8 protein-coding genes are annotated in these 13891 nt (G+C 53.9%); 5 read left to right on the forward strand and 3 right to left on the reverse strand.

The window, feature by feature from the left end; translation table 11 throughout:
* Positions 1-1163 precede the first annotated feature (1163 nt).
* Positions 1164-2585 (reverse strand): IS4 family transposase, encoded by a 1422-nt coding sequence (locus tag HG15A2_RS07395; protein WP_145059298.1) that lies wholly within the window; start codon positions 2583-2585, stop codon positions 1164-1166.
* 525 nt (positions 2586-3110) lie between these two features.
* Between HG15A2_RS07395 and HG15A2_RS07400 the strand changes: the two genes are divergently transcribed.
* The gene (locus HG15A2_RS07400; RefSeq protein ID WP_145059300.1) at positions 3111-4721 is read left to right on the forward strand and encodes a carbohydrate-binding protein; all 1611 of its coding nucleotides are present in this window, start codon (positions 3111-3113) and stop codon (positions 4719-4721) included.
* A 267-nt stretch (positions 4722-4988) separates the two neighbouring features.
* A complete protein-coding gene (locus HG15A2_RS25075) occupies positions 4989-5075 on the forward strand; it encodes a PEP-CTERM sorting domain-containing protein (protein WP_391483920.1) in 87 nt (28 codons plus the stop codon).
* Between the two features lie 332 nt (positions 5076-5407).
* Here the strand turns inward: HG15A2_RS25075 and HG15A2_RS07410 are convergent, their stop codons facing one another.
* A complete protein-coding gene (locus HG15A2_RS07410) occupies positions 5408-5773 on the reverse strand; it encodes a hypothetical protein (RefSeq protein WP_145059302.1) in 366 nt (121 codons plus the stop codon).
* Between the two features lie 619 nt (positions 5774-6392).
* On the opposite strand from HG15A2_RS07410, the gene HG15A2_RS07415 reads away from it, so the two are divergent.
* Positions 6393-8966: a glycoside hydrolase family 9 protein gene (locus tag HG15A2_RS07415; RefSeq protein WP_218932388.1), complete on the forward strand. Its 2574-nt coding sequence runs from the start codon at positions 6393-6395 to the stop codon at positions 8964-8966.
* On the opposite strand, the gene HG15A2_RS07420 is transcribed toward HG15A2_RS07415, so the two are convergent.
* Complete coding sequence (locus HG15A2_RS07420; RefSeq protein ID WP_218932389.1) at positions 8960-10954, reverse strand: glycoside hydrolase family 10 protein; 1995 nt, start codon at positions 10952-10954, stop codon at positions 8960-8962. The two genes, HG15A2_RS07415 and HG15A2_RS07420, sit on opposite strands and share 7 nt — an antisense overlap.
* Before the next feature lie 265 nt (positions 10955-11219).
* Here HG15A2_RS07420 and HG15A2_RS07425 point away from each other — a divergent pair, with 265 nt between their 5' ends.
* Together HG15A2_RS07425 and HG15A2_RS07430 are read left to right on the forward strand one after the other, a co-directional pair.
* On the forward strand, positions 11220-12245 hold the full coding sequence (locus HG15A2_RS07425) for a DUF1559 domain-containing protein (protein WP_218932390.1): 1026 nt from the start codon (positions 11220-11222) through the stop codon (positions 12243-12245).
* A gap of 71 nt (positions 12246-12316) precedes the next feature.
* On the forward strand, positions 12317-13876 hold the full coding sequence (locus tag HG15A2_RS07430) for a glycoside hydrolase family 10 protein (RefSeq protein WP_145059307.1): 1560 nt from the start codon (positions 12317-12319) through the stop codon (positions 13874-13876).
* Positions 13877-13891 lie beyond the last annotated feature (15 nt).

Consider the following 13891-nt stretch of genomic DNA (forward strand, 5'->3'; position numbering starts at 1 on the left):
ATTGACCGCAGATAAGGAACAACTTGGCTCTAATTTGTGGAGCGTCCTTAAAGCCTTGTGCTACCTAATTCCGCCCTCGCTTCTTGCTCTATTTCTATCAGCTGGTTTTCAAAACGCTACACCACCAGGTGGAGTGGCCTGGCCTTACTACGTTTGCATGCTGCCAATACCCATTGCTACCTACTGGTACGCAGTAAACCTGTCTTTTGCAATTTGCTATGGTTTTACCTGCGGTATCTTTCTCGCTCGGCCTATCTTCATTGATGGCCGAACAGGAATGCGAATAGTATACGGGCTGGAGTCCGAAGCAGAACTATTGGCGAAGATTCTTGCATTTGCAGTAGCAATGACGTTGGCATGCATGCTTGGCTATCGCCTTCGTCTGTGGCGAGAACACCGCTTAAGAGAGCATTGCAACAGACCGGCCTCATAGTCTAGACGACTCGGATTGAGTGAATGGAGTTGGATATTTTTAGTAGGGCACATCGACCGACCGAAGAAATGGAGTGAAGCTACGACGCGTCAGCGTGAAACTTTGACGCAGGCTAGGAAGCTAGCGTCAGCCGATGAATTTGAGGGAATTTAGGCATTCAAAGCTTCTTACGTTTCAATCTGAATTGTAGCGATTCCTCAGGTCGACCAGTGAACCAATGAACGCCCCTGTAGCAGCAAAGCAAAGGACCAGTACGAGACCAGCTATAGGAGCCACCATATAGACTCTTGGCCTCGGGTAGTTCAGAAGGACTGCTGGGACTAGGCCTATCACACCCAATGCAATTGCGAGTCTCCGGCAAAACAGATAGCTGCGTGCTACCCGTCTGCAAATAAACTCAGCCGAGATACCCATTGCGAATGGGTAGCATACGAACGCAACAATTAAGAGAATGCTCCTGGTATCCGGTCCAAGCAGCCTGGGAAGAAAGGCTGTAGCCAAGGCAAGCAGCACGCAAATGCCAGTTACCAACAACAGGAGTCCTTTAAGACTAACCTGCGGATTGGATGGCTCAATTGAACCGTTATCGTTGTCTGCCATCCGCTTATTGTACAATAAAATTTGAGCGTTCGATGTCAGTTTCAGGTTACTCCGAACTCCCTTAAGGCTGTCAATCCAGAGGCTGAAAGGCAGATTGCTACGACGCGTCGGCGTGAAACGCGAATGGCACTTACTTTTCTTTAACTCCTTTGAGCATATCGAGTTTGGCCTCGTTCCTTGGTTTGTCGAGGAAGTCGTAGAGCTTGAATCGCCGTTTTCTTTTTCGGGGTTCGAATCGATCGGGTCGATCAGCAACTCGATGGCTGGCAATGCACTGCAGTAGCTGGTCGTAGAGTTCCTGGCGCAATTCTGCATTGCGTCCAACCATGAATTCAATGACCGGTTGAAACGCCTCCAGAGTCTGCATGGCTCCTTTGAAGCTGATTGTTCTCGGCTGAATGTCGTGCTCACTTGCCGCTTGAGCCATGACTGTCCGGATGAGATTGTAGGCCAGCACATGCGTCCAGATCTCTTTACGAACGAGTTCCGGAGTTTTGCAACGCAAGTCGTGCATTTGCATCGTCGATTTGATAGACCTCAGATCGAGCTCATTATTCCACCTCTGGCGGTAGATAAAAGCCAGATCTGGTTTGGTGGTTTGCTCGGGGTCAAGTAAAGTTGTGACGACGATAATACTCTTCGTCCTAAAGCCTCGTGTTAGAACGTGAATGCGCGTCTCTCGCACGGTGATGAAGTCAGGAAGCGACTGATAGGTCGCCCGATCCACCGCTCGAATGGAAGAAGGCTTTTTCCAGCGAACGATATGATCGTCTTTGCCCAGTCGTTCTCCTTTGCGAAAGTCGGCTTTACGGTTGGCTTTGTTGAGCCGGCTAACGAGATCGAGACCACGTTGCTGGAGCATCGCGATGTTGGCCCAATTGGCCATCAGCCGATCACCTAGCAGAATGTCTCCGGGCGACAGGATATCCCAGAGCTTGCGGAGCAAACTGACTTCGCCCTGTCCCTTGCCGGCGTAACGGCATACCCCCAGACCAACAATTGACCCACAAGAAAGAGAAAGGATTGCTCCAACCCTGGCGATCGGAGATCCTAAGCCAGCCCTCTGGGTTGGAATCTGCGGATAGGCCTGTTGGTTCGCTGGCGTATCTGCCATGGTGACCGTCGTCCCATCGAACATATAAACGCGGCGTCCCTTCCAAAGCCACTTCGGATCCACCTGAGAATCTAATACGCGGCCAACCTGGCAAGCCACCGCTGAGAAGAACCTTTCAGGCAAACGCCTTCGGGCTCGGCAGTAGCTGCCGGTAAGAGCCGAGCATTCGCTCTGTCCGTGAGCAAGTCGATGAGCGATGAGTCGAGCAACGGCCCCTCGGCACGAATGGTCTTGGCTGAGCACTTGGCTCAGGAAGACCCAGAGGGTAACCAGCGGCGGGTAGACGCGGTCTTTCCAGGTCACTTCCGCGTCTGTCAGTGCCTGTGAAATGTGCTCCATCGACAAAATATTCGTGAAAGGTAAACCGCCTTCTTGCAGAAACTGTCGCTGCAGAAATCGGACTTGTCGACGAATGCATACTGGATTAGAAAGACACATCGTAAGGCCTCCTTGCTGGTGATGGGTTCTTTGACAAAACCATCTGAGCAAGCGAGGCTTTTTTTGACGACGTCAGTTCAGCAAGGACTAAAGAAAGCACTGCTGCGATAGCGATGCTTAGGAGTTGGGGTGAAAGGACTTAAAGAAAAGTAAGTGCCATTCGCGTGAAACGCCGAGGGGAGTTAAGATGCGCCGGTCTCTTGCTCTCCGCAGTTTAGCGGCCCGCGGTTTCGCCGTCGGGTGATGCAACCGACGGCAGGTCGGTGTTCGTCAGCCGGCTTTCCGATAGCGGGCTGACGGGGGATCGCTTGCCACTGTCCGGCTTGTCCAGTAGAGGACAACAAGTAACCGATTCACCCTGGGTGGACATGCCTTCGCCGCCATCGCCCGCCTGTTACAGAAACCCCCCGTTTTAAATGGCCCCCCTTTCAACGGGCTGCTAGAATAGGACAGCAAGACCACGCACAGCCCAAAGTGTATGCGTGCGGCCTTCTCAGACGTCCTTTAGTTTCAGGTAGTCCCTTGATGTTTGCAGCACCGGTTAGCTATCGAGTTGTGCTATCGCAGCTCATTACGATTGTCGCAACGCTGCTCTTTTGTGGTGCTGTCCAAGCCCAAAGTGTCTATTGCTCGGGTTCCATTCAAAGTTGCATGGATGCAATGTCAGCGGCTGGCGGTGGCAGCGTGATCCTTGAGGACAAGACCTACTTCCTCACCCAATCGATCATTCCCAAGAGTAACGTCAACTTGATCGGACAGGGCACGGATACGGTGATCACTTGGGCCCCGTCGGTAGCAGATTCAATCAATGAGCCAATGATTGTCGACGACGGGAACACCGCCTTGGTGAATATTGGTTTTTCCGATTTTCGGATGTTAGGCACCGTTGACACAAGCGACCCGAATGACCGCGACCGCAGCGACCACATGGCAATCTTCTTCAATGGCCCCGGGGACCCCGCGGTTGCCAGTTCCCTACGACACCATAATATCACAGTCGCTAACCTTGAAGTCAGCCAGTTCGGTGGCACGGGCATTCACATCAAGGGATCGAACAACCTCACGACGTTCGATCTGAATATGTACGATAACGGTTGGTTTCCGACAGACTTATTTCACAATCTCTACCTTCTGCGTGTCCGCAATGTGACAATGATCCAAACAGATTCAGATGCAGGCTTTCGCGAGAGTCCTTCTGGACACGGGCTGCGTATGAGCTCTTTGGAAAACGTCTACTTCGAAGGATTGATCGTTGAAGGTAACGCTGACCATGGCATCCATATGAACAACGTTACCAACATGACGGGTTACGACATCACCTCTGAGGACAACTGCCAGGATCTACTGGGATCGTGTGGCAATGTCAGGTGCTACGGGGACCAGTGCGATTTCGATTTCAATTTGTCTCAGCCCCAAGACCCGTACTACTTCGCTGAAGTGCAAGCGCCTTTCATGGCCCATCAGATCCCAGGGGTGATCGAAGCGGAGGCGTTCGACGTTGGTGGCGACAATTTTGCCTACAGTGATACAAGTAGCGGGAACAGTTTTGGCGACGGCGCTGGGAACCGCAATACCGACGTCGATCTCGTCGAGCTCAACGCAGGCAACTACAAAGTTGGCTTTATAGACGATGGTGAGTGGCTCGAGTATACGACGGATCTTGACGCGGGAAACTATCGCGTTGATTTCCTTGCTTCATCCAACCAAGCGGCAGGCGGTGAAGTCGAGCTCGTGATTGACGGGATCAGCTACGGTACGACCGACATCTCCTCGACGGGAAGTTGGAACAACTTCCAAACGTTTTCCCTAAATGATGTAACGATTGCGAATGACAGCACATCGGTGATTCGTCTCAATATGGGCGGAGACGGTTTTGATCTGGATAGCTTCACCTTTGTGGAAACGTTAGCGGGTGACTATGACCTAGACTTCGACATTGATGGAGCTGACTTCCTCATCTGGCAGAAAGAGCTTGCAACGGAGGAGGGTCTCACTGCATGGCAAGGTGGTTACGGCACCGGAGCACCACTAAGCGCGATTCAAGTGCCTGAGCCCATGAGTGGACTACTGCTTCTGGTAGTGGCAGCTTGGTGCCAATCGGCTCGTATTCCACGAACGGCTACTTGCAGTCGGTGACAACGGCCGACGGCTCGAACCGCACGTCGCAAAGTACATCGCTACCCACACCAGCCGCTAAAACGGAGCAACGCTAAGTCGCACGAGCGTGAGACGCCGAGGGGAGTTAAGGTGCGCCGGTCAATGATGCCGACGTAGATTCGGATTCTCCACATAATGCGTCGGACTGGTACGCGAATGGCACTTACTTTTCATTAAGTCCTTTGTTTCTGCGGGGGGATCACTGGGTATACGAGCCTCTTCGAAAACCGTGCTTGGATTGCGGATATTACCTCAAGCGTCCCGGAACCTTCGTCACTGCTGTTGGCTGGTCTTGCTGGACTACTTTTTGGCTCCCGAAGACGCCGAGTTTAGGTGCGGCGGCGTGCACAGCCGACGCCAGGAACGGACTGAAGCTAACCCGCGTCGGAGTACCAGTCCTTATAGCATCGCCCGTATCTCGGCTTTGTGCGTCTGGCCAGAACGAAAGCCTCTTCGAGGGTCTGTAGTTTTGGCGATGTGCGTTCGGCGAGAAACGCCGAGGCAGATTGGCGACATTAGAAATCACCCGCCAAGTGACAGAGATTGTCCAAACCGCTGTCAAGTAGGGCAGCTAGCCTAGTGCTGGCGATGTTCCCGCCCGACGGTTTGAACCACAGTTAGTAGAATCAGGTCTTGCGACAATAACGATTCGATGGTCAATCGACTCACTTAGAGCGATTGAATGGTAGATTTTGCATGACGAACAGCCGCTGCTCGTCCGTCTCCACCGATTCAAGCTGGTCGCCAAACTCCTGCATGATGCACTGCCAGCGTTCTTCCCGTTCAAACTCCTCTTCTGTCTGAAGAACTTTGGGAAGGCTCTTGCGAAGCTCGACCGCTTCATGGAACAGGTACTCAATCCACGAGTACTTTGCCGTGTCAGCTCCCCAGACGTTTTCTAAGTGCCACCGCCAGCCGCTAGAGCAGTCGGGCGAGTGGCGTGGATTGTTCGCGACGCTCTTTGAGGTTTCTTGGTAGAGTTGCCAGAAACGGCCGCCTGTCTCCAAGTCGTTTGGCTTATAGTCGTCCAATTGGGAGCCTCGTTTCTATGACGCGTTTTGGGGTCGGGCCACGGCTCGGAGGACCGCAGGCGGCAAATCCGAAGACTAGTACTACCGGTTAACACAATTTTCCTCGTAGTCACTCGAAAAGGCAAGCTTTATTGGGGCTGCAATCAGTGAGCCCTGCTTCTCGGCAAGATTGTTTTTCGTACTGTAACCAGACAAAAGCGGCAGATTGCTGGCTTCCTCGGGATTCGCAACAGGCCACAAGACAACGAGGAGCTGTGCTTCTTAGTGTTTGGTAAAGTAGGTCAAAGACTCGCTGCTTGGCAATCTGGCGAATAATGGTTCTCGCTTCAGCGAGCCGCTCCTCCGCATTGGAGTAATTGACAACGATTATGACCTTGTCGAGCAGATAGAAACCTACATAGCTTCCTGACCTCTATCCCCGGCTCGTTTCTTGAAATTCTCTTCGTGCGTAGGGAGTGCCCGACTTGGCCAATAGATACAGCTCCCAAAACCGGGCCAATTCACCGGGTTGCATATCGGGGGGCGTATTTCGACGTAAATTCTTGTCGAAGCCGGTAAGGTCTGCGGTTGCTGTGACGGATTCTGTACCATGGTACGGTTTCACCCTAAGAGGAAAGCGATGACCCAATTTTATAATCTCCACCGCCTCCAATACGTAATCTTTGCCACCCTGTTCTGGGGAACCGCAAACCCCTGCTTGCTCAGGGCCGAAGGCACCGTTCATGTGCGCGCTAATCAAGTGGGATATCACTTGGCGGACAATAAAGTTGCGATTGCCTTTTCCCACGAGCCGGTTGAAGGAAAGTTTTCATTGCTGGAGGTGCCCTCCGGCAAGGTGGTGTTTTCAGGGCGAATTGCTCCCTCGGAAGCACCAAGCTGGGGGACTTTCGAGCATCACTATCAACTCGACTTCAGTAAGTTTTCAACGCCCGGGCGCTATCGCTTGAGAATAGACAATTCGGGTGATACTTCACGCTCCATTACCATCGGTGATGATGCCTACGGAGACTACGTTGAAGACTTGATGCGGTTCATGCGACAACAGCGGTGCGGCTACAACCCTGTACTGGACATGGTCTGTCACAAGCGAGATGGTAGAACTGCTTTTGGACCCAAGCCGGCTGGAACTTTTGTCGATGCCAGCGGAGGATGGCACGACGCGGGCGATCAACTGAAATATTTGCTCACTGGAAGCAATGCCACAGCACGTATGTTGCTGGCGTACAAACTCGAACCGGACAAGTTTGATGATCGCACCGATCGGCTCGGGCATTCCTTACCCAACAACATACCCGATGTGCTCGACGAAGCTCGCTGGGGCTTAGATTGGCTGTTCAAACTGCATCCTGGTCCTGATGAGCTCTATCACCAAGTTGCCGACGACCGCGATCACAACGAGTGGAAGATGCCTGACAGGGATACCTCCGACTACGGTTGGGGCGCTAACAGCTATCGGGTTGTTTATGGTGCCGATGGCAAGCCTCAAGGCTTGCGAGAGTTCAAGAGCGAGTCCACGGGCCTCGCGAACCTCGCTGGTCGATGTGCAGCCTCCATGGCAATGGCCCACCAAGTCTGGAAGCAAGATCTAGACGACCCGACTTTTGCCGAGCAATGTCTTCAGGAGGCTCGAGAATTCTATGCCATGGGAAAAGCGAAAGAAGGCGTCCAGCAAGGCAACTCCTACAAGGCGCCCTATCGCTACGCCGAGACAACATGGGCCGATGACATGGAGTGGGCTGCCGCTGCGCTGTACGACGCTACTGGCGAAGAGTCGTATCTAACCGACGCGATCCGCTATGCTCGCCTTGCGAAAGACACCTCTTGGATGCCTCTGGAAACCGCCGGCCACTACCAATACTACCCATTCGTGAATGTAGGCCACTTTGCTTTGTATCCGCATGTCGACACGGAGTTGCAGCAAGAGTTGACAGGCTACTATCGCAATGGGATTGAAGCCACGATTGCTCGAGCCAAGAAGAATGCGTTCGGTGTTGGAGTTCCATTCATTTGGTGTTCCAACAACCTGACAGTGGCGCTGATCACGCAGATTTTGCTTTACGAGCGGATGACAGGAGACCTGCAATATCACGACCACATGCTGGCTCAGCGAGATTGGATCTTTGGCCGCAATCCTTGGGGTACCACCATGTTCACGGAGATCCCACACGATGGCGAATACCCCGAAGATGTACACACCGCGATCTGGAAACTCACTGGCCGCGCAGTAGCAGGGGGGCTCGTCGATGGCCCAGTCTACACCAAGGTTTACGAGAGCCTGCTAGGTTTGCATCTTGAAAGCGAAGACGAATTCGCCGAATTCCAGAACAAACATGTCGTCTATCACGACGACATCGGCGACTACTCGACCAATGAGCCGACGATGGACGGCACGGCCGATGCTATCTTTATGATGGCCCATTTTGGCGTCGCACCCGACACGATCAGGCAAGTTGCAAGCCGTCGGGTACCCAACCCCTCCGCAGATTTTGAAATCGATGCAGGCGCGATCCGTAGAGCGTCCCTCACTGAAAAGAAGTTAGCTCTCTTGTTTACTGCTGACGAGCATGTCGACGGAGCAGGATCGGTTCTCAATGCGCTGTCCGAGCACAAGGTCCCCGCTGCTTTTTTTCTGACGGGCAAAGCACTTGATGCTCCCAATATGCGTCAGTGGACAAGGCAGGCCGTGGAAGCTGGCCACTATGTCGGACCCCATTCCGACGGCCACCTGCTCTATGCTCCCTGGGAAGATCGCGAGAAATCTTTGGTTTCGCGGGAACGATTCCAAGCCGACTTGTATCGCAACCTGGCCGAGCTTGACGAGTTGGGTGCCAGCCGAAGCAAGCCCATTTATTTTGTGCCTCCCTACGAGTGGCACAACTCGGAGCACACCGCATGGGCCAAAGAACTTGGCTGCCAGATGATTAATTTTACCTCCGGCACAGGTTCCAATCGTGACTATGCACCTGAGGGGCATAAGGCTTTCGTGCCAGCCGAAGAGATCATCCAAGATATTCTACAACACGAACAGAGTTCTGAGTCGGGACTCAACGGGCATCTACTCTTGTTGCACCTAGGCACTATTCGCAAAGACAAAGTCTATTCTAAGCTCAGCGGCTTGATCGAAGAGCTTGTTGCACGCGACTATTTAATCGTTGGCGTTGAAGAACTTCTGAGTAAGAAATCAAATCAATGATTGAATTTCGACCGGCGACAGCGAGGCATGAGCGTGAGCCCAATCAGCAGCGCCAGCGTACTCGGCTCAGGAACTGTGTTCGCAGCGGCTGAACTGGACGCGGGAGCGTAGTTCTGTTGCCAGGTGAGGAAGTCTAGTCCGTCCGAATCGTCATCGTTGTCTGCATCCGAGAGGCCGTTCACGCCGTAGTCGCCTTGCCATTGGGCCAGGTCGTCGGCATCGATGTCGCCATCGGCGTCAAAGTCCCCTGGGCCCGCCGCTGTTAACCCTGCTAGGTAGCCATCCGGGTTATGCGACACGGAATCCAGGTAGATCGTGGCATCCCCTGCACCGAAGAATTGAATCGAGTCAATCGTAACGGTCGAGCCCGTGATGCTGCCCTCTTCCGAGGCCCATGCCTCCCATTGACGGTCATCTTCGAGATTCCACTGGTACAGGTGCCACTCGCCATCGGCCTGCACAGGCTGTAAGAAACCTCGATCCGCTGAGTTGGGATCGTCTAAGGCGATTTGCACGGTAAGGCCTTCGTCTTCAGTCTTCAGCCAGAACCCGATGGAGCCCGTGGACGCGAACTCTTGATTTGCGGCTACTGAGCCTCCGCCGGACAAGTGACGCAGAAACCAGCCACCGTTGCTGCCATCGATGACCAATTCTTGTGAGCCATCACCGGCTTGAGCCTCGGTTGTAACCCGCTGGGCGGTAGCGCCGTTAATTCCCTGGTTCGAGCCAGAGAGCGTAGGCGAGGAGTTGAAGTGTCCTTCATCGGCATCGAAGTTGTCGATGGAGCTACCCGTGGAACTAGCATTGGCGATCTCGTTGAACAAGTCGCGTATCGACTCCCGCTCGGCATTGTTGTAGGCAGGGTTGCTATTGGTGTCGAAGTAAGTCGGGAAATCATAAAAACCCACTCCATCGGCGCCCATGAAGTAAGCCCGTTCGATTTGGCTTCGTGTTAGCGCTGCCCCACCTCCGCCGCTCGCCGCGTGCAAATAGGTAGCGAAGGTTGGCATCACACGTGAATCTGTCGACGTGCGCATCGTATTCAGTAGATTGTCATTGAAATAGGTTCCGTCATTACTCGCACTCAGATAAATCATGGGCATCACAATGTCGAGCAGATCGTTCTCCAACCACGTGCGATAATCTTGCATATAGTCGTTCACCGCGACATCGGGGTCGCGCCAAACGCTGGCTGAGAACTCCATAGCTCTGCCAGTGCTCGTCTCCGCAGCATCGACCGTTTGCCCAACGGAGCCCACTAAATCAGTAATCCGGCTCGCGATGTAATTCTCGTAAGCCGCAGCGTTGGAGGGATTCGATCCGTCTAATCCCGTGGCCGAATTAAACATCGTGTGCGAGAGCGTATCGTGCGGCAGGCGATCGAAATCCGACGTGCCGGGAATGTAACGGATGTAGTCGAGATGGATGCCATCGACCGCATAGTTCGCGGCAACGTCGTTCACTACGTTGTTGATGTGAGTGTGAACCTCCGGGAGGATAGGATTCACGCTCGAGTAGCTACCCCAGCCGTCCTGCGGTTCTAAATTGCCGCTCAACTCTTCGAGGCGGAAGCTGGGATTCGTATTGTTGAAGATGTGGCCACTGGGCGGGTTCAGATTGTTTGTATTCCAAAGCGTTGTCGAATTGAACCAAGCGTGCACCTTGAGACCTCGCGAATGCGCCGCGTCGAGCGCTGTTTGCAACGGATCAAATCCTGGAGTGAGATTGCTGATCGCAGGCTCGAAGTTACTGTTGTACAGGGCATCGCCGCGCCCGCGCACCTGCCACACGATATCTGTGAACCCCTCGTCGGCCGCACTCTGCATCATGCCATTAATCTGGTTGGTCATCGTGCTGATGTTGCCGGAGTAGTTAAAATCATACCGATCGACGAAGATGCTGCGTCGCTCGCTGAATTCCGCCGAAGTGGAATTCGCCAGCGAAAGCGCGAAGATCGCGGAGAGCAAACAAAGGGAAACCTTGAGCATGGGCCAACTTATCTGTTCCAGGAGACGGGGGACGTTTCTCATTCATCATAGGCACGCATTGGTAAGTGAACAACTTGCGGAAGAAGGTATGTTGCCTGACCAGCGGCACTGCGCTAGCGGTTCAACGATAGCGGTACGCAAAAGCGCTACGAGTTTGCGCAAGCCCGAGGTGTCCACTCTCCATCTTCACCTAGAATCGGCTATTGGCGCGGAGGTGCCCATAGAGGGTCATCTCGCAACGGATTCATTCCAGGAGAACCAAGTGATGCAAGTCAGGAAGCAATCGATAGTGAAAAGCAGCGGCTTTACGCTGGTCGAATTACTGGTCGTCATTGCGATCATTGGCGTGTTAGTGGGCCTACTTCTGAGCGCAGTGCAATCGGCTCGTGAAGCATCGCGACGCATGAGTTGCCAGAACAACCTCAAGAATGTATCGCTGGCATGCCTGTCCTACGAATCGGCTCGTGGAGCGTTGCCACCTGGCTCTACGATCAATCGCGTGCAGCAACGCAATGGCCTGAGCTGGCATGTTAGTTTACTCCCCTACGTTGAGAAGAACGCCCTGCTAGGCACGATTGACCGACAGGTGCAACAATTCCGTCGCGACGATGCCCAACACCAGCCTCCAAATATTTATGATCTCGAGCAGGTCAACGAGGTGCGTGTTGAACTCTTTAGCTGCCCGAGTGATGGTGAGGGTGTGGATAATCGCAACGGGATAGACCTTGCCGCCGCCAACTACGCAGGAGTCGCGGGATCAGCAGCCAGCCGAGAAGTCCAGGACCAGTTTGTTGGTGAGGAGGATACGCTGTGTGGAAAGGCCAACTTGGACGGGGTGCTCTTCCCCGGTAGCCGCGTGCAACTACGGCAAGTCGAGGATGGCACGACTTCGACTTTGCTGATCGGTGAGCGGTGGTATCAACTCAGGGCTTGGACGGCCGGAGCATTCGTCCCGGTAGGGACGGATTCTACCCCTGCAAATCAGCCAGTCCCTGATACGTGCATGACCGCGTTGAAAAACGTGAGCGCCGCAACTCCGCTGAATGCTTCGTTCGCAAATGCTGGCTACTATAAAGACCACAAAGTAAACGATCGCCCTGGAGAAGCACCGGCGGAGCTGAAAATAATCAGCTACAATGATCTTCCCTTCGGGAGCTTCCATCCTGGTGGAGCCAACTTCAGTACCGTTGATGGAAGCGTCCACTTCATGAGCAATGACATTGCGATCAAAGTCTATCTGGCAATTGCCTCACGCAATGGTGCTGAGATCAATGATTCGCCTTGGAATTAGATATCCCCAATCTGCGCGGCAGTAAGGCCAAGAGTCATCGGCTGTCAATCGCTTACAAGAACTAGCACGTCATGACGAGCAAGCCAACGTTTATGTCTCAAACCGGATCGCAACTAGTTGCTTCACTGCTATTGATTGCGGCTTTGGCAAACAATGCGTACTGCCAGCAATCAAAATCTGAGACTCCTGCACCGCGTCGTGAATTCCGCGCCGCCTGGATTGCTACCGTCGCAAACATCGACTGGCCCTCGAAACCGGGGCTCAGCACGCGTGAGCAAAAGGAGGAGCTCCTTTCGCTGATCGAACGCGCTGCGGAGTTAAACTTGAACGCTATCGTGTTTCAGGTACGACCCCACTGCGATGCTTTGTACGCCTCGGAATTGGAGCCGTGGTCAGAGTATCTGACAGGCACGCAAGGCAAAGCGCCGGAGCCTTTCTACGATCCGCTGGAGATGGCGATCGAGGAGTGTCACCGTCGGGGCATCGAATTGCACGCCTGGTTCAATCCCTACCGGGCTTCGCACCCCTCGGGCAAGAGCGAGCTCTCCGATAGTCACATTAGTAAAACGGTACCAGAGGCAGTTCGGGAATACGGCAAGCACTTATGGCTCGATCCGGGTGACAAGTCAGCGGCTCGTCACTCGTTGGAGGTGATTCTCGATGTGGTCCGCCGCTACGACGTCGATGGAATTCACTTCGACGACTATTTCTACCCGTATCCTATCAGCGACAAAGAAGGCAAACCGGTCGATTTTCCCGACGATGCCAGCTGGCAAGCAGCCCAGGCCGCGGGAGAGAAGCTCTCGCGAAATGATTGGCGGCGGCAGAATGTCGATCAGTTTATTGCCCAAGTCGGGCAAGAAATCAAAAAAGTGAAGCCGTGGGTGAAGTACGGTATCAGCCCGTTCGGCATTTGGAGACCTGGGCACCCAAAGTCGGTTGTCGGGTTCGATGCATACGAGAAACTGTACGCAGATTCGCTCAAATGGTTTCGCGAGGGAAGCGTCGACTATCTCACACCGCAGTTGTATTGGCGAATGAACAGTAGCGGCCAGTCGTATCCGCGGTTGCTGAATTGGTGGCACGAGCAGAACGAGCAGGGACGCCACCTCTGGCCGGGGCAATACACGTCCAAGCTTTTCGCAGGCGGTTCCGCCCGTTGGCCGGCCGAGGAAATTGTCGCGCAGGTTTGGGCAACCCGCGCTCAAGAAGGCGCCAGCGGCAACGTCCACTTCAGCATGAAAGCTCTTGCCCGCAACAGCGGTGGTATCGCTGACGTGTTGAAAGCGGGCCCCTACCACGAGCCGGCCCTTGTGCCGGCCAGCCCGTGGCTTGCCCCATCAAGTGAGGCGCTGGCAACGCCGGTCGTGTCAGTAAAACAAGATGGCGAACTTGCTGCTATCAGTCTCTCGTCCGACGGTGGGCAACTGCCTTGGCAATGGGCTCTGGCTGCGAAGTATGGCGAGCATTGGCAAATCGATGTCCTTCCCGGGCACGAAAAGAGCACGCAAATTCCGACGACTCTTACTCGTCACGGAGTGACCTACTCGCTGGAGAGCGTTGCCCTTTCCGCAGTCGATCGTCTCGGCCAGCAGAGTGACTACTCAACAACGAACTTTCCCTTTCCGTAGCTCACAAGAGCTCAG

Source organism: Adhaeretor mobilis (genome assembly GCF_007741515.1).
In the GTDB taxonomy this organism is placed as follows: domain Bacteria; phylum Planctomycetota; class Planctomycetia; order Pirellulales; family Lacipirellulaceae; genus Adhaeretor; species Adhaeretor mobilis.